This window comes from Kocuria tytonis, assembly GCF_003226895.2.
In the GTDB taxonomy this organism is placed as follows: domain Bacteria; phylum Actinomycetota; class Actinomycetes; order Actinomycetales; family Micrococcaceae; genus Kocuria; species Kocuria tytonis.
Genome location: NZ_PNJG02000001.1, coordinates 32,258 through 48,995 on the forward strand (window position 1 = coordinate 32,258; position 16,738 = coordinate 48,995).

At 71.5% G+C, this 16,738-nt stretch carries 15 protein-coding genes and 1 tRNA gene; 10 read left to right on the plus strand and 6 right to left on the minus strand.

Going from position 1 to position 16,738, the window contains the following annotated elements; translation table 11 throughout:
* The first annotated feature begins 197 nt into the window (after positions 1-197).
* Positions 198-271, plus strand: a tRNA-Pro gene (locus C1C97_RS00140).
* A gap of 82 nt (positions 272-353) precedes the next feature.
* On the opposite strand, the gene C1C97_RS00145 is transcribed toward C1C97_RS00140, so the two are convergent.
* Together C1C97_RS00145 and C1C97_RS00150 are read right to left on the minus strand one after the other, a co-directional pair.
* A complete protein-coding gene (locus C1C97_RS00145) occupies positions 354-914 on the minus strand; it encodes a hypothetical protein (RefSeq protein WP_121029457.1) in 561 nt (186 codons plus the stop codon).
* Between the two features lie 115 nt (positions 915-1,029).
* The gene (locus tag C1C97_RS00150; RefSeq protein ID WP_121029459.1) at positions 1,030-1,797 is read right to left on the minus strand and encodes a hypothetical protein; all 768 of its coding nucleotides are present in this window, start codon (positions 1,795-1,797) and stop codon (positions 1,030-1,032) included.
* Between the two features lie 166 nt (positions 1,798-1,963).
* On the opposite strand from C1C97_RS00150, the gene C1C97_RS00155 reads away from it, so the two are divergent.
* Together C1C97_RS00155 and C1C97_RS00160 are read left to right on the plus strand one after the other, a co-directional pair.
* Positions 1,964-2,437, plus strand: a complete 474-nt coding sequence (locus C1C97_RS00155) for a hypothetical protein (RefSeq protein ID WP_121029461.1) — start codon at positions 1,964-1,966, stop codon at positions 2,435-2,437.
* 33 nt (positions 2,438-2,470) lie between these two features.
* On the plus strand, positions 2,471-3,619 hold the full coding sequence (locus tag C1C97_RS00160) for a MalY/PatB family protein (protein WP_121029463.1): 1,149 nt from the start codon (positions 2,471-2,473) through the stop codon (positions 3,617-3,619).
* 82 nt (positions 3,620-3,701) lie between these two features.
* On the opposite strand, the gene C1C97_RS00165 is transcribed toward C1C97_RS00160, so the two are convergent.
* Entirely contained in the window at positions 3,702-5,393 is a 1,692-nt protein-coding gene (locus C1C97_RS00165) for a cation:proton antiporter (RefSeq protein WP_121029465.1), read from the minus strand.
* 93 nt (positions 5,394-5,486) lie between these two features.
* On the opposite strand from C1C97_RS00165, the gene C1C97_RS00170 reads away from it, so the two are divergent.
* Entirely contained in the window at positions 5,487-6,506 is a 1,020-nt protein-coding gene (locus C1C97_RS00170; RefSeq protein WP_121029467.1) for a CobW family GTP-binding protein, read from the plus strand.
* 176 nt (positions 6,507-6,682) lie between these two features.
* Here C1C97_RS00170 and C1C97_RS00175 read toward each other — a convergent pair whose 3' ends face one another.
* Both C1C97_RS00175 and C1C97_RS00180 read right to left on the minus strand, forming a co-directional pair.
* Complete coding sequence (locus C1C97_RS00175) at positions 6,683-7,372, minus strand: potassium channel family protein (protein WP_110919456.1); 690 nt, start codon at positions 7,370-7,372, stop codon at positions 6,683-6,685.
* Between the two features lie 158 nt (positions 7,373-7,530).
* Positions 7,531-8,970 carry a TrkH family potassium uptake protein gene (locus C1C97_RS00180; RefSeq protein WP_121029469.1) on the minus strand — a complete coding sequence of 480 codons (1,440 nt, stop codon included), beginning with the start codon at positions 8,968-8,970 and terminating at the stop codon, positions 7,531-7,533.
* A 145-nt stretch (positions 8,971-9,115) separates the two neighbouring features.
* On the opposite strand from C1C97_RS00180, the gene gcvH reads away from it, so the two are divergent.
* The 5 genes from gcvH (at position 9,116) to C1C97_RS00205 (ending at position 12,030) form a co-directional block, all read left to right on the plus strand.
* Complete coding sequence (gene gcvH, locus C1C97_RS00185; protein WP_121029471.1) at positions 9,116-9,502, plus strand: glycine cleavage system protein GcvH; 387 nt, start codon at positions 9,116-9,118, stop codon at positions 9,500-9,502.
* A 33-nt stretch (positions 9,503-9,535) separates the two neighbouring features.
* Entirely contained in the window at positions 9,536-9,979 is a 444-nt protein-coding gene (locus C1C97_RS00190) for an FHA domain-containing protein (RefSeq protein WP_110920139.1), read from the plus strand.
* An 8-nt stretch (positions 9,980-9,987) separates the two neighbouring features.
* Entirely contained in the window at positions 9,988-10,740 is a 753-nt protein-coding gene (gene ftsR, locus C1C97_RS00195; protein WP_121029473.1) for a transcriptional regulator FtsR, read from the plus strand.
* Positions 10,737-11,249 (plus strand): bifunctional nuclease family protein, encoded by a 513-nt coding sequence (locus C1C97_RS00200; RefSeq protein ID WP_121029475.1) that lies wholly within the window; start codon positions 10,737-10,739, stop codon positions 11,247-11,249. The genes ftsR and C1C97_RS00200 overlap by 4 nt, the downstream gene beginning before the upstream one ends.
* A 238-nt stretch (positions 11,250-11,487) precedes the next feature.
* Positions 11,488-12,030: a MerR family transcriptional regulator gene (locus C1C97_RS00205; protein WP_233542755.1), complete on the plus strand. Its 543-nt coding sequence runs from the start codon at positions 11,488-11,490 to the stop codon at positions 12,028-12,030.
* A gap of 23 nt (positions 12,031-12,053) precedes the next feature.
* Here the strand turns inward: C1C97_RS00205 and C1C97_RS00210 are convergent, their stop codons facing one another.
* Positions 12,054-12,890 carry a ParA family protein gene (locus tag C1C97_RS00210; protein WP_121029477.1) on the minus strand — a complete coding sequence of 279 codons (837 nt, stop codon included), beginning with the start codon at positions 12,888-12,890 and terminating at the stop codon, positions 12,054-12,056.
* Between the two features lie 338 nt (positions 12,891-13,228).
* On the opposite strand from C1C97_RS00210, the gene C1C97_RS00215 reads away from it, so the two are divergent.
* Positions 13,229-16,678 (plus strand): pyruvate carboxylase, encoded by a 3,450-nt coding sequence (locus C1C97_RS00215; RefSeq protein WP_121029479.1) that lies wholly within the window; start codon positions 13,229-13,231, stop codon positions 16,676-16,678.
* The last annotated feature ends 60 nt before the right edge of the window (positions 16,679-16,738 follow it).

Sequence of the window (16,738 nt, forward strand, 5' to 3'; positions counted from 1 at the left end):
GCCGTTCCTGGAAACCTCCGGGGGCGGCCCGCCGCGTGAGCGGGCTCTCCCCGGGCGGACGACGACGCCGCGGCACCCCTCGCGCCGGTGTTCCTGCGCGGCGGGCGGCCAGGGGCGCGACGATGTGAAAATCCGCAACGCGTGGGGTAATGTATCCCTGGTGTTCGGCACTGGTTCGCCAGTGCGGAACGCGGTCGCGGGATGTGGCGCAGCTTGGTAGCGCACTTGACTGGGGGTCAAGGGGTCGCAGGTTCAAATCCTGTCATCCCGACCGCACGAACGGACCTGACGGTGATTCACCGTCAGGTCCGTTCTCGTATGCCCTGCTCGTTCCCTGCCTGCGGGCCGCGGGATCAGCCCCCGGTGTGTTCGGACTGGATCTCACCGCTGGTCCTGCAGCGATCCAGGGTGGGATCGAAGCAGGGGGAGCCCACCTGGTAGTCGAACCCGGGAGCCACGTAGCCCCGGTACTCCTGGGACGGGCCGGCCTGTCCGTTCCCGCCCTGGCGCTGATCGGGGTTGCCCGGCACGGTCATGGTGCCGCAGTGGTTCTGGATGTCGGCCAGCGCCTTCTCGGTGGGCGGCCCGGCGGGGAAGACGTCCGAGCCGCACACCCCGCCCGACACCAGGAACTCGTCGAGGCTCGTGGTGCGGCCGTCGTCCGCCGGGGGCTGGGCCGGAGCGGCTCCGGGCGCGGATGGCTGGGGAGCCCCGGAACTCGAGGGGGAGGGCTTCTGAGGGGCGGGCGTTGCGGAGGCGGAGGCACTGGGCGAGCCGGAGGACGACGGGCTGGCCGACGTGCTCGTGGCCGAGCTCGTGCCACTGTCCGGGGACGAGTCCTGTGCGCCGCCGCAACCCGTGAGCGCGAGAGCCGCCAGGGCCAGGGGAGCGATGAAGCGTGTCGTGCGATGCATGATGTGACTCCTTCGTGTGGTCCGTCACTGTTCATGGTGTCGCGACGGCCCTCCTCACGAACATCACCTGCGGGTCACGCTTCGATTACGATGGCAAACACCGTGCGTCCCGGGTTCACGTGTCCCGGGTGAGCCGCACCCAGCCGTCGGACAGCGCCGCGCGCAGCCCGGCCGAGCGCGAGACCGCCGGCAGGGCGCGGGCGAGGCACTCCACGGCGTCGTACCCGGAGTGGTCCGTGTCCGGCAGCACGTGGAGGTGCGTGTCGAAGCCTGCGTCCCGGAACGCCGCCACGCCTTCCTCGGCCGCACCGAGGGCGCTCCACTCCGGGGGGTTGGTGGCGCCGTCCACGTCCCGGTCACCAACCCACCAGTGCATCGCGGTGGAGCCGATGCAGGGCCGGGCCTTCTTCTTGTGGGCCACCGGGGCGTTCGCCCCGCCACCGCCGATGATGACCGCGCCGCCGCCGGTCATGCCCTCGATGCCGCGGTCCAGCAGCTCGTAGGTGATGAACTCCGCCCCGCCGCTGTAGCCGATCAACCAGATGCTGCTCGCGTCCACATCCGGGTTCGCGGCCACGAGGTGCTCGTGCAGCGCCCGGAAGTACTTGCCGTTGGCCTTGCAGTCCTCCCACCACGTGTAGCCGTCACCGGAGCCGTCCTCGTCCGGGGTGTTCACGGCCACGAACATCAGGTCCCGGGCCTGGGCGGCGATGGCCAGCCGCGCGAGATCCCCCTCCTCGGGCCAGTTGATGGAGGTGTCCTCCAGGTCCCAGTAGTCGCCGTCGAAGTAGTACAGGATTCCCGCGGAACCCGTGTGCCACACGTGGTACCACGAGCTCAGGCCGTTGGGCGCGGTGAAGTCCACGAAGGTCTCCGGTGTCATGGTCCCCCCAGATCGTCGGGTGTCGTGCCCCGCCGCGTCTGCCACGCGGCGTCCCGTCCAGTATGGCGCAGCGAGCGGCGTCGTGGGCCGGGTGGTACCCGCCCGGGTGTGGCCCGGTGCGCACTGCACGTGGTTGGCTGGAAGGACGTCGAGAAAGGGGTATTCCATGAGCAACGTCATCACCACGTACCTGCAGGACCACCACGCGGGATCGGCCGCGGGACTGGCCGCGTTCCGCCGGGTGGGCGAGTTCCACGGGGACGAGGAGGTGCGAGCCGCGGTGTCCCGGATGGCGGACGAGGTCGCACAGGACCAGGCCGCACTGGAGGAGATCATGGCCGCGCTCGGGGTCAAACCCGCACCCCTCAAGGACCTGCCCGCTCGCGCCGCGGAGAAGGTGGCGCGCCTGAAGCCCAACGAGCGGCTCAACAGCCGTTCGCCGCTGTCCGACATCGAGGAACTGGAAGGCCTCCAGGCCGCCGTGCACGTGAAGGGTCTCGGCTGGCGCTTGCTCCTGGAGGCCCCGGACAACAGGCTGGACGAGAACACGCTCCGGGAGCTCAGCGAGCGCGCCCAGGAGCAGGAGAGGACGCTGGACCTGTTGCGGCTGGGACAGGCCCACAAACTGACGCGTTCCTGACATCCCGCCGCGCAGCCCGTCGAAGGGAATTCCATGACCACCGCAGACCAGATGCCCTCCCTGCGCCGCCGCACGAGCACCAAGTGGCGCAGCTACCCGGAGGACGTCCTGCCGATGTTCATCGCGGAAATGGACTTCCCCACCCCGCCGGCGGTGAAGGCGGCGCTGGAGGCCGCGATCGAGAACAACGACACGGGCTACGCCGCCACCGCGGACCGCGGCGCGGCCACGGCGTACGCGGACTTCGCCGCGCAGCGCTGGGGCTGGCGCCCGGACCCCGCGCGCATCACCTACACCACGGACGTCACCGTGGTGATCGTGGAGTCCCTGCGCCGGCTCATCGAACCCGGGGACGGCGTGATCCTCACCCCGCCGGTCTACGCGCCGTTCTACCACCTGGTCGCGGAGGCCGGGGGCCGGGTGGTGGAGGTGCCGCTGCAGGACGACGGCGTCTCCTACCGTCTCGACCTGCCCGGCATCGACGCCGCCCTGACCGCCGGGGCGCGCACGGTGCTGCTGTGCAACCCGCACAACCCGTTGGGGCTCGTGCACCCGCGGGAGGAGCTGACGCAGCTGGCGGACATCGTGGAGCGGCACGGCGCGTCCGTGGCCAGTGACGAGATCCACGCGCCACTGACCCACCACGGGGCCACGTTCACCCCGTACCTCTCCGTCTCGGACACGGCCCGCCGCCACGGGGTGGCCGCAGCCTCCGGGAGCAAGGCGTTCAACCTCGCGGGACTGAAGGCCGCCATGTTCGTGGTGGACTCCGAGCCCATGGCCCGGTGGCTGCAGGCCGTGCCTGACGCCGTGTCCTACCGCACCGGGATCATGGGTCTGCTGGCCACGCAGGAGGGCTTCCGGCACTGCACGGACTGGTTGGACGCCACCATCGAGGTGATCCAGCAGAACATGGAGCTGCTGGAGCGGCAGCTGGCGGAGAAGCTGCCCGCCGTGCGCGTGCGCCGGGGGAGTGCCACGTACCTCGCGTGGCTGGACATGCGGGCACTGGGCTGGGGCGACGACCCCGCCGAGTACGCCGTGGCACACGCCAAGGTGGCACTGTCCAGCGGCCCGACGTTCGGCACGGGCGGCCAGGGGTTCGCGCGCATGAACCTGGCGTGCTCCCCGGACACGGTGGTGGAGGCGGTGGACAGGCTGCGGGCCGCGGCGAGCGCGTGAACGTCCCCGCGGAGGGGCACAACGCCCCATGACGACGGCCGGTCGATCCCCACCGGCCGTCGTCGTGCTGCGGGGCGGACCCTCACTCGTTCATGATGTTGCGCCGGTCCAGGAACTGCTGGGCGGCGTCGATGGTCTGCGAGCGGTAGACGCCCGAGGCCTGGGCGTCCAGCAGCGCGTCCTGCTGGGCCTCCAGGAGTCTGCGCTGCAGCTCCTGCTGCTCCTGCCGGGTGGTGGTCCACGTCTGCATGGTCTCGGTGGACACCGTCTCCGGGATCTTCCGCGTGCGCTGCCTGGCCATGCCCAGGATCTCCTCACTGAACGGCCGGCCGTCGCTGCGGTGCAGGGTGGGGGATTCCAGCACGTCCTCGGACGCCTCGGTGAGCGTGTTGACGAGACGCGTCAGTTCTCGCTGCAGCTCCTCCTCGTCCGAGCCCCGGATTCCCAGGACCCGGATCAGCAGGGGCAGGGTGCCGCCCTGCACCACCAGGGTCAGCACCGCCACGGTGAACGCGATCAGGATCAGCTGGGGCCGGTACGGCAGGTCCTCGGGCAGGGTCTGGGCCGCCGCCACGGTGACCACACCGCGCATTCCGGACCACGCGATCACGAAACCACCGCGCTTGCCGATCCCCTCGCGGCTGAAGAACGAGGCGTCCGCCTGCCGGCGCGTGATCATGTGGCGCAGCTTCGCGATCCGGTGCTCGGGGACCTCGGGATGGCCCTCGAGACGCTGGAAGGCGTCGTCGAACCACTGGGACCTGCCCTTCGCGCGCTCCTGCTGCCGGGACATGACCCCGATCATGGGGGCCACGAACACGAACCGCACCACGAGGAGCACGGCCGTCACCAGGACCCCGAGCCACAGGGCACCGCTCACGCTGAGGTGCGCGTCCCGCACCTCGCCCACGATGAGCGCGATCTGCAGGCCCAGGACCAGGAACACCCCGTGTTCCAGCAGCAGCAGCACGGTGCGCCAGTTGGTGCGCTCGGAGACCCGCGCCTGGGAGGACAGCAGGCGCGGCGACCTGATGCCGGTGACCAGTCCCGCCACCACCACCGACAGCACGCCGGAGGCCCCCAGGTGCTCGGCGGGAATGAACGCGATGAACGGGACCACCAGGGAGATGGCCGTGCTCGTGACCGGCTGCTCCAGCCGGGCCCGGATCCGGATGGACACCCAGCCCACCACGATCCCCACGAGGACGGCGACGGCCACCGCGTAGCCGAAGTCCGCGAGCACACCGCCCGCGCTGATGGCCCCGGCGGTGGCCACCACGGCCGAGCGCAGCATGACGAGGGCGGTGGCGTCGTTCACGAGCCCCTCGCCCTCCAGGATGGTCACCAGCCGGTTGGGCAGCCCGAGCCGCTTGCCGATGGACGTGGCGGCCACCGCGTCCGGCGGGCTCACCACGGCGCCCAGCGCCACGGCCGCCGCGAACCCGAGGTCCGGCAGCAGCCACCACACCAGCAGCCCCACCACGAAGGCGGAGGCCACCACCAGCACCACGGACAGCGCGGTGATCGCGCCGAGGTTGCGGCGGAAGTCGGTGGCCGGCATGTTCACCGCCGCCGCGTAGAGCAGCAGCGGAAGCACCACGGTGAGGATCAGCTCGGGGTCCATGGTCACGGTGGGAACACCGGGGACCAGACTCAGTGCGACCCCCACCACCACCAGCAGGATGGGGGCCGCCACGCCGATGCGCGCGGAGATGCTGGTGACCGCCACCACCACGACCACGGCCGCGACGGCCAGCAGGGTCAATTCGTCCACGAGGCCTCCTGTTGCGAGAATTGCCCCGAGTGTATCCGCGGCGCAGGCCCCCTCCCGCGGACCCCGGCGCCACCGAGCAGTGGAAGGACCCCCGTGAGCCACACCGTCCCCGTGCTGATCCTGACCGGCTACCTCGGGGCGGGCAAGACCACGGTGCTCAACCACTTCCTGGCCACCGGGCGGGGCGGGATCGGGGTCATCATCAACGACTTCGGGGACGTCAACGTGGAGGCCGCCCTCGTCGCCGGCCACGTGGCGGATCCCGTGTCCATCGCGGGCGGCTGCCTGTGCTGCATCGAGGACCCGGCCCAGCTCGACGACGCCCTGCGCACCCTGTCCCGCCCCGCGCTGGACCTCGACGCGATCGTCATCGAGGGCTCCGGGCTCGCCGAGCCGCCCGGGCTCATCCAGCTGGTGCTCGCGAGCACCGTGGCGGGTGTCCGCTTCGGGGGCCTGGTGGAGGTGGTCGACGCCGCCCACACGGCCCACGCGGAGGCCGGCGGCTGGGACCTGGCCCAGCACGTCAGAGCGGCCGCGGTGGTGCTGCTCACCAAGACCGATCTCGCGCAGCCCGGGGAGGTCGCGGAGGTCCGTGAGCGGATCGGGCGGGCCAACCCGCTGGCCATGGTGCTGGACGCCCCCCACGGCGCGGCGGACCCGCGACTGTTCTTCGACACCGCCGAGCGCACGGTCCCCGAGGGCGGGCAGCTGCCGCTCTGGGAGTTCGGGACCTCACCCGGGTACACGCACGCACACCACGTGCGCCACCGGGCCGAATCCCTCGACGTCCCCGCCCCGGTGGATCCCGCGGCGCTCGCCGACCTGCTGGCGGACCCGCCGGACGCGGTGCACCGGATCAAGGCCGTGGTGGACGTTCCCACCGCGCGCGGGCTGCGCCGCTTCGTGGCGCACTCGGTGGCCGGGTACGTCTGCGTGGAGCGGGCCGGTCGGGACCCGGACGCGCCGGCGCACTCGGTGGTCGTGGCCATCGGCCCCGCGCAGGACGACGACGCCGTCCGCCCCCGTCTCGAGGCCCTCGCACCCGTCACCGCCGAGGCACCCGTGCCCTCGGCCCGGGACCTGCGCCGCCTGACCCGGTTCCTGCGCGGCTGACGCCGCCCCGGTCGCGGGTGCCGTGGTGCGCCGTGACGGGCGGCACCGGGGTCGCGGGGGGGTACCGCCGGGCGGTGCCACCGGTGGCCGACCCCACCGGCCGGGAGCGCGATCGTCCGGGATGACGTGCAGCGGCGGGGTGCCGGGCGAGTCCCGTGCCCAGGGCCGAGGACGCCTCAGGTCAGGTTGGAGAAGTGCTCCACCTTCCGGGTGGGGCCGGTGACGAGGATCTGGTCGTCGTCGTAGAGCATGGTGCCGGGTTCGATGGGCTCCCACTGCCCGCCGGGGCGGCACACGGCAACCACCGAGACCCCGAGCCGCTGCCGCACGTTGAGCAGGTCCATGGGCCGCTGCTGGATGGGCTCCGGGGGCGTGCAGCGCACCAGGGCGTAGTCCTCGTCGATGGGCACGAAGTCCAGGATCCGGTGCTGGATCAGGTGGGCGGCGCGCGTGCCCATGTCGCTCTCCGGGTTGACCACGTGCTGCACGCCGATCTGCGTGAGGATCTCCGCGTGGGGCTCCGTGATGGCCTTGGCCCAGATGGCGGGGCAGCCGAACTTCACGAGCCGGGAGGCCGTGAGGATGCTGGCCTGGATGTCCGATCCGATGCCCACCACGGCGCGCTCGAACTCGTTGACGGACAGCTCGCGCAGCACCTCCTCGTCCGTGGCGTCCGCGCGCACCACGGACGTGAGCTTGCCGTTGAAGCGCTGCACGGTGGACTCGCTGGCGTCCACGCCCAGCACGTCCGTGCCGTTGCGCATGAGCTCGAGGGCGAGGGCACCGCCGAAGCGGCCCAGGCCGATCACGACCACGGCGTTGGACATGCCGCGTCGCGGGGATTCTGCGGGGTGGGATCCGAACATGGGACTTCCTTCACGGGTCGGGTGCACCGCAGGGGCGGTGCGTCGTCAGGGCCGGGTGCACCGGGGCCCCGGGCGAGGGGTGCGCTGGAACGGGTGCGGGCCGGGGAGCCGCGGTCAGCAGGTGTGGACGGGCGGGCGGCGTCGTCGTCCGCGGGGGCTCAGCCGATCAGCGGCCGCTCCTTGGGCAGTTCGTACGTGGGAGGGCGGCGACCGAAGGCGATGGCGGCGCTCACGGTGACCGGTCCGAGCCTGCCCATGAACATCAGGGCGATCAGCACGCACTGCGCGAACGGCGCGAGGGTGGGGGTGATCCCGGTGCTCAGGCCCACCGTGGAGAAGGCGGAGACGGCCTCGTAGAGCACCCGGTCCAGGCCCAGGGTGGTGTCCGTGAGCATGATGAGCATGGTGCCCCCGATCACCGCGCCCGTGGCGAGCACCACCACGGTGATGGCCTCGCGCTGCACGGAGCGCGAGAGCTGCTTGCCGAGCACGGGCACCGCCGCGCCGCCGCGGATCTCGGTGAGGGCGATGAAGAACAGCACGCCGAACGTGGTGACCTTGAGGCCGCCGGCCGTGCCCGCCGGGCCGCCGCCGATGAACATGAGGATGTCCATCCCGAGCCACGACACGGGGTGCATGTGGGAGATGTCGATGCTGTTGAAGCCCGCGGTGCGCGAGATGGTGGACTGGAAGAAGGCGTTCAGGAGCTTCCCGGCGGCGGGCTGCGGGCCGAGGGTGGCGGGGTTGTTCCACTCGAGGACCAGGAGGAACACCGTGCCGCTGACCAGCAGCACGGGGGTGGCCAGCAGGACCAGACGGGTGTTCATGCTCCAGCGGCGGGGGACACAGATGTGGCGGCGCAGCTCGTAAAGGACGGGGAAGCCCAGCCCGCCCAGGATCACGCACGTGGAGAGGGTCAGCAGCACCACGGGGTCGCCCGCGAAGTCCACGACGTTGAGCGAGTAGAGCGCGAAACCGGCGTTGTTGAACGCGGAGACGGCATGGAACGCGCCGTGGGCGAGCGCCCTGGACGGGGGGTAGTGGTAGTGCAGCAGGAACCGCAGGAAGAGGACCGCGGCCGCCGAGGACTCGATGACGGCCGTGGTGAGCACGATGCGGGCGACCACCTGGCGGGCCCCGCCGCGGGACTTGGTCTCCGCGTTGGCCAGCAACCGGGTGGACAGCCCGAACTTCCGGGCCAGCAGGATGCCGAGCGTGGTGGTGAACGTCATGACCCCCAGCCCGCCCACCTGGATGAGGAAGATGATGACGACCTGCCCGAACGGGGTCCAGTACGTGGCGGTGTCCACCGTGATGAGCCCGGTCACGCACAGGGAGGAGGTGGCGGTGAAGGCGGCGGTGAGCAGATCCGTGCCACCGGGGGCCACGGTCGCCACGGGGAGCATGAGCAGTCCGGTGCCCGTGAGCAGGGCGAGCAGGAACGCGGAGACGATGAGCCGCGCGGAGCGGGCCGGCGTGAGCTCGTGCAGGTGGAAGGGATCCGGCCGAGACTTCATCATGGGCGCGGAACGGCGGATCCTGGAGCCGTGCGTGCGGGCGCGGATCGTGACCTGCTGGAAAGCCTCGGTGATGGGCACCGGGCCAAATTACACCCGTCCGACGGCCCCGGACGGCGGCGGCGCGCTCCGGCGGGCCGTGTGGGCCGAGGTGACGACATGGGCGCGCTCCACGGACACGCGTGTGATGCGGACTACGGCGGGTGCTTGCCCTAAACTGACCCGCATGACCAACATTCCCGCGCAACTCGCGTACACGGCAGAGCACGAGTGGGTCCAGGACCTCACCGACGACAACACCTACCGGGTGGGCATCACGGACCACGCGCAGAACGAACTGGGCGAGGTCGTCTTCGTGCAGCTCCCGGAGGTCGGGGACACCACCACGGCCGGGGACGTCGTGGGGGAGATCGAGTCCACCAAGTCCGTGAGCGATCTCTTCGCTCCCGTCACCGGCGAGATCGTGAGCGTCAACGAGGATCTGGTGGACAACCCCGGTCTGCTCAACGAGGCCCCCTACGAGGCCGGGTGGCTCTTCGCGGTCCGCGTGGACTCCGAGGATGCCACCGCGGACCTCCTGGACGCCCAGGCCTACCAGCAGTTGCTGGACTAACTTCCACTTCTCCACGTGAGGTGAACGAACCCCATGTCCAACCAAGACACATCCGGCGCTCGCTCCGGGCCTGAGACCACCTCCATCCAGATCGTGGCGGACGTGCTCTCAACCGCCGCCCACCACAAGCTCACGGAGAGCGAGCAGAACGCGGTGGCGTCACTGCCGCCGGGTTCCGCGCTGCTGCTCGAGACCAACGGCGGGCTGACCGGCGCGCGGTTCCTGCTGGACCGGGACGAGGTCGTGGCCGGCCGTCACCCCGCGTGCTCGGTGTTCCTCGACGACGTCACCGTGTCCCGGCGGCACGCGGAGTTCATCCGCCGGAACAGCACGTTCGAGGTCGTGGACCACGCCTCCCTCAACGGCACCTACGTCAACAGCGACCGCGTGAGCACCAAGGTCCTGGAGAACGGGGACCAGGTCCAGATCGGAAAGTTCCGCTTCACGTTCTACCACTCCGTGCAGAACGGGTCCTGACGCGTCCCATGCCTGAGACCGAACAACCGCAGCCGGTGCGCGTGGGGATCGGTGCACTGCTGAAGCAGCTGCAGCCGCGCTTCCCGGGGTTGACCGCCTCCAAGGTCCGCTTCCTGGAGGACCAGGGGCTCGTGCATCCGCAGCGGACGGCATCGGGGTACCGCAAGTACTCCGCGCAGGATGTCGAGCGGCTCACCACGGTGCTGAGTCTGCAGCAGGAGCGCTACCTGCCGCTGCGGGTGATCCGGGACCGCATGGACCGCGGGGAGAATCCTGCGGAGGGCGCGGAGCGGCAGGGGACGCCGCCCACCCGTGCCGATTCCGCGTCCGCGGCGGATCCCGGTGAGTACCCGGTCTCGGAATCGCGCTACTCGCTCCGTGAGCTCGCCGCGCGCTCCGGCACCGACCTCCCCCTGCTCCGCGAGCTGCTGACGCACGGTCTCCTGGTGGAACGCGCGGGCGCGTTCGACGAGCACGCGCTCACGGTGGCCACGGCGGCGGGCAGGCTCGGGGCCTACGGGATCGAACCCCGCCACCTGCGCGTTCTGCGCGGAGCCTCGGAGCGCGTGGTGGCCCTCGTGGAGGGCAGCGTCTCGCCCCTGCGCACCCGGCGCGATCCGGCCACCCGCCACAGAGCGGTGCAGCGGGCGCGGGAGATCGCGGCCCTGTGCCTGTCGGTGATGTCGGCCGTGGTCCACACCCAGGTGGACGACACCGTCCGTTCGTTCGACGCCCCCGAGACCACGAGGACCGCCCGGTGAGCACTGACGTCCGCATGGAGATCGCCGGTGTGCGCATGGACGTCCCCACGGGACAGCCCGTGGTGGTCCTGCGCGAGGTGGGCGGGCCCCGGCGGCTCCCCATCTGGGTGGGCACCAACGAGGCCACGTCCATCGTCTTCGCCTTGCAGGGGATCGAACCTCCCCGGCCCCTGACCCACGACCTGCTGCTCTCCGTGGTGGCGGAGCTCGGGCGCAGCGTCACGGGCGTGGTGGTGCACACCGTGGAGGACACGGTGTTCCACGCCGCCATCTCCTTCGACGACGCCACGGTGGTCGACGCCCGTGCCTCCGACGCCCTCGCGCTGGCCGCCCGCACCGCCTGTCCCATCAGGTGCGCCGCAGCCGTGCTGGACGAGGCGGGCCTGGTGCTCAGCGCCGACGGCGAGCTGCGCGAACAGGCCCCCGGCACGCCGCGCGAGGCCGAGGCCCAGGTGCGGGAATTTCGCGACTTCCTGGACCAGGTGGATCCCGAGGACTTCCAGTCCTGATCCCCCGCTGCGGCGGCCGGGGCGGGTAGGCTGGCGACACGACGTTCCGGCTTCCGGGGTCTTTGACCCCGCCGGTCCCGGAGCCTACGGTCAGGGGAGCACCACTGACACGGTGACGGAGGGGCACGGCGTGTCGTGCACCCCACCCCACGCACGAGGAGGACGCTTGAGCAATCCGGAGCTGCCGCTGGACGCGGCCAGGCTGCGTGCATCCTCCCTCGCGGGGGGCACGCAGGAGATGCTGTTCACCGACGACCTCACCGCGATCGACGAGACGGTCGGTTTCCGCGGTCCCACCGCGTGCAAGGCCGCGGGGATCACCTACCGGCAGCTGGACTACTGGGCGCGCACCGCTCTGGTGGAACCCACCGTGCGCGGCGCCAAGGGGTCCGGATCGCAACGCCTCTACAGCTTCCGGGACATCCTGGTCCTCAAGGTGGTCAAGCGGCTGCTGGACACCGGGGTGTCGCTGCAGCAGATCCGCTCCGCGGTGGGCGCGCTGCGCCTGCGCGGCATCGAGGACCTCACGCGGCTCACGCTGATGTCCGACGGCGCCAGTGTCTACGAGTGCACGTCCCCCCACGAGGTCATCGACCTCGTCCAGGGTGGCCAGGGCGTGTTCGGCATCGCGGTGGGTCGGGTGTGGCGCGAGGTGGAGGCCACGCTGGCCGCCATGCCCGCGGAGCACGCCGCCCTCGACGGCGCCCCCGAACCCGGGCCGTTCCCCGAGGACGAGCTCTCAGCACGTCGGGCCCGGCGGCGCAAGCAGAACGCCGGCTGACGCGGTCCTGCGGCGGGCCACCCTCAGCGGGTGAGGCCCTCCAGGACGGTGCTGAAGCGCCGTGCGAGGTCCTCCGCCTCGCTGCCCGGCCAGCGGTGCACGGGCCACGCGGCACCCTGGGCCCGCTGCACCACGGACACGTCCGGGAGCACGGGGTCCACCACGAGGGGTCCGAAGAGCTCCCGGAGCTCCCGCAACCGGTGCTGCTGCTCCGGGGACGAGTCCTGCACGCGGTTGACGACCACTCCCGCCTCGGGGACCGCCCACACGCGGGAACCCTCGAACTGCGCGAGAGCGCTCATGGTCCGCTGGGTGCCCGCCACGGAGAACAGGGAGGGCTCCGCCACGGAGAGCACCTTGTGGGATGCCGCCCAGGCCATCCGGGTGAGCGCGCTGAGCGTGGGCGGACAGTCGACCAGCACCAGCTCGTACCGGTCCAGACCGCGCAGCGCGGTCTCCAGGCGCCTGAGGTCCCGGGGACGGAAGGCCGCGTGGTCCAGGTGCGACGACGCGGCGGAACCCGGCGCCACGTCCAGGACCGGCCGGCGGCTCCGGGCCGACGCGTCCGGGGCCCACTCGCGGGCGGTCGCCACGGGGGTCTCGGGCGTGATCGGGTGCTGCGCCCAGGGCGAGGCGGTGGCCACGGCACCGAGCGCGCCCCTGCGGGGGCGGCGCAGCACGGAGCCCACGTCCTTGCCGGAGCGCGCGTGCACGCCCAGACCGGTGGAGGCGTCCCCGTGGGGGTCGAGGTCCACGACCAGCGTGGGAATCCGGGCCTCCAGAGCGGCGGACGCGAGGCCGAGGACCACCGAGGACTTTCCCACCCCGCCCTTGAGGCTGCTGATGCTGACGATCTGCACGGATCACCCTCCTGTCACCTGAACGGGGGCTGTCCACCGCCCCGGTACATGCTAATGGGTGGAAGTTTCGCGGGCGCGGACGGCCGGTGCGGGACCGGGCGGGTGGCGGCGTCGACCCGCCGTGGGGCGGGGACCCGCATGCCGCTGCGTGCGACCGGAACCGGGTCCGGCCCGGGGTCCGCCGAGCCGGACTGCCCCCCAATCCGGGGGCGACCCGGCCCATGACACGATCCGGGAAGCTGGGCCGGTGGAGGTCCCCTCACGTAAGCTGAAAGTCGGTACCCAACTCCTCACCCAGTACGCGGCTCCCACCGGTCCCGCGTGCGGAAACGGCAGTCATGTTCTCCAAGATCCTGGTGGCCAATCGCGGCGAGATCGCGATTCGCGCCTTCCGAGCGGCGTACGAGCTGGGGGCCGGCACCGTGGCCGTGTTCCCCCACGAGGACCGCAACTCCATCCACCGGCAGAAGGCGGACGAGGCCTACAACATCGGGGAGGAGGGCCATCCCGTCCGCGCGTACCTGGACGTGCCCGAGATCATCCGCGTGGCCAAGGAGTCCGGGGCGGACGCGATCTACCCCGGCTACGGCTTCCTGTCGGAGAACCCGGAGCTCGCCCGCGCCGCGGCGGCCGAGGGCATCACGTTCGTGGGTCCCCGCGCGGAGATCCTCGAACTCGCGGGCAACAAGGTGGCGGCGCTGCGTGCCGCGCGCCGCGCCGGGATCCCCACGCTCGACTCCTCGGACCCCTCCTCGGACAAGGAGGCGCTGATCGCCGCCGCCGAGAAGATCGGCTACCCGGTCTTCGTGAAGGCCGTCGCCGGCGGCGGTGGCCGCGGCATGCGCCGCGTGGAGACCCCCGAGCAGCTGCCCGACGCACTGGACGCCGCGATGCGCGAGGCGGACACCGCCTTCGGTGACCCCACCGTGTTCATCGAGCAGGCCGTGCTGCGCCCCCGCCACATCGAGGTGCAGATCCTCGCGGACAACGAGGGCAACATCGTGCACCTGTTCGAGCGCGACTGCTCCCTGCAGCGCCGCCACCAGAAGGTCATCGAGATCGCCCCGGCGCCGCAGCTGGACGACGAGATCCGCCAGGCCCTGCACCGCGACGCCGTGAAGTTCGCCAAGGAGCTCGGCTACGTCAACGCGGGCACCGTGGAGTTCCTCGTGGACACCGCCGGTGAGCGCGCCGGCCAGCACGTGTTCATCGAGATGAACCCCCGCATCCAGGTGGAGCACACCGTGACCGAGGAGATCACGGACGTGGACCTGGTGCAGTCGCAGCTGCGCATCGCCGCCGGGGAGACCCTGCACGACCTCGGCATCGAGCAGGACCAGCTGCGGGTGCGCGGTGCGGCGCTGCAGTGCCGCATCACCACCGAGGACCCCGCCAACGACTTCCGCCCGGACGTCGGGAAGGTCTCCGCGTACCGCTCCGCCGGCGGCGCGGGCGTCCGCCTGGACGGCGGCACGCTCTACGCGGGTGCCGAGATCTCCCCGCACTTCGACTCCATGCTCGTGAAGCTCACGTGCCGCGGCCGCGACTACGAGACCGCCGTGCTGCGGGCCCGCCGTGCGCTCGCGGAGTTCCGCATCCGCGGCATCGCCACGAACATCCAGTTCCTGCAGGCGGTGCTGCACAACGCGGACTTCCTGGCCGGGGACGTGGCCACGGACTTCATCGAGAACCACCCGGACCTGCTCAGGGGCAAGGGCTCCGCGGACCGCGGCACGCGCGCGCTGAACTACCTCGCGGACATCACGGTCAACAAGCCCAACGGTGAGCGCGTGGACGGCATCGACCCGCGCAACAAGCTGCCGCACTACCCGGGCGACAAGCGCGACGAGCCCTACCGCAGTCCGTTCGACGGCCCCTCCACCCACGAGGTCCCCCCGGGGTGGCGGCAGGTGCTGCAGGAGAAGGGCCCCGAGGGCTTCGCCCGCGCCCTGCGCGAGTACGAGCCGCTGGCCGTGACCTCCACGACCTTCCGCGACGCCCACCAGTCCCTGCTGGCCACCCGCGTGCGCACCCGCGACCTGCTGGCCGCGGCTCCCGCGTACGCGCACCTGCTGCCGGGTCTGCTGTCCATCGAGGCGTGGGGTGGGGCCACGTACGACGTCGCACTGCGCTTCCTGGGGGAGGACCCCTGGGAGCGGCTGCGCCTGCTGCGCGAGGCCATGCCCAACATCCCCATCCAGATGCTGCTGCGCGGGCGGAACACCGTGGGCTACACGCCGTACCCGGTGGAGGTGACCAACGCCTTCGTGGCGGAGGCCGCCGAGACCGGTGTGGACATCTTCCGCATCTTCGACGCCCTGAACGACGTGGACCAGATGCGCCCCGCGATCAAGGCGGTGCGCGCCACCGGCACGGCGGTGGCCGAGGTGGCCCTGTGCTACACCGGCAACCTGCTGGACCCGGACGAGACCGTCTACACGCTGGACTACTACCTGGACCTCGCGCAGCAGTGCGTGGACGCCGGGGCCCACGTCCTGGCCATCAAGGACATGGCCGGGTTGCTGCGCCCCGAGGCGGCCCGCCGGCTGGTGGGCGCCCTGCGCGAGCGCTTCGACCTCCCGCTGCACCTGCACACCCACGACACCGCGGGCGGCCAGCTGGCCACCCTGCTGGCCGCGTGCGAGGCGGGCGTGGACGCGGTGGACGCGGCGTCGGCGTCGATGGCCGGGACCACCTCGCAGGTCTCCGCCTCGGCACTCGTGGCCGCGCTCGAGAACACCGAGCGGGACACGAACCTGAGCCTGGACGTCGTGAGCGACATGGAGCCGTACTGGGAAGTGGTGCGCTCCATCTACAAGCCCTTCGAGTCCGGTCTCACCAGCCCCACCGGCCGGGTGTACCGCCACGAGATCCCGGGCGGGCAGCTCTCCAACCTCCGCCAGCAGGCCATCGCACTGGGTCTGGGGGAGAAGTTCGAGGCCATCGAGGACATGTACCACGCGGCGGACCGGATGCTCGGCCACCTGGTGAAGGTCACGCCGTCCTCCAAGGTGGTGGGTGACCTCGCCCTGCAGCTCGTGGGCATGGACGTGGATCCCGCCGAGTTCGAGGCGGACCCCCGCAAGTTCGACATCCCGGACTCCGTGATCAACTTCCTGGCCGGTGAACTGGGCACCCCGCCCGCAGGGTGGCCCGAGCCGTTCCGCTCGCGGGCCCTGGAGGGCCGCTCGGTGAACCTCGCGGACAAGGAGCTCTCCGAGGAGGACCGCGCCGGTCTCGCACAGGCCGGCGCCGTGCGCCGCGCCACGCTCAACCGGCTCCTGTTCCCGGGCCCCACGAAGGAGTTCGAGAGCTCACGCACCAAGTACGGGGACGTCTCCGTGCTGCACACCCGGGACTTCCTGTACGGACTCGATCAGGACCACGAGCACGTCATCTCGCTCGGCAAGGGCGTGCGTCTGCTGGTGACCCTGCAGGCGATCTCCGAGCCGGACGAGAAGGGCATGCGCACCGTGATGGTCACGCTCAACGGCCAGCTGCGTCTGCTCGAGATCCGCGACGAGTCCGTGAAGTCGGAGGTCGTGGAGACGGAGAAGGCGGACACCTCGAAGCCGGGTCACGTGGCGGCGCCCTTCGCCGGGGCCGTCACCGTCACGGTCTCCGAGGGGGACACGGTGTCCGCCGGAGACTCGGTGGCCACGATCGAGGCCATGAAGATGGAGGCCTCCATCACCGCGCCCGTGGGCGGCACGGTGTCCCGCGTGGCCCTGTCCGACACCGCCCACGTGAGCGGCGGGGACCTGGTCCTGGTGATCGACCCGCAGTGACCGCCGTCACCGCCACCGCGTTCTCCGGTGACGCCGGCAGCTGAAGGACGACGCCCCGCA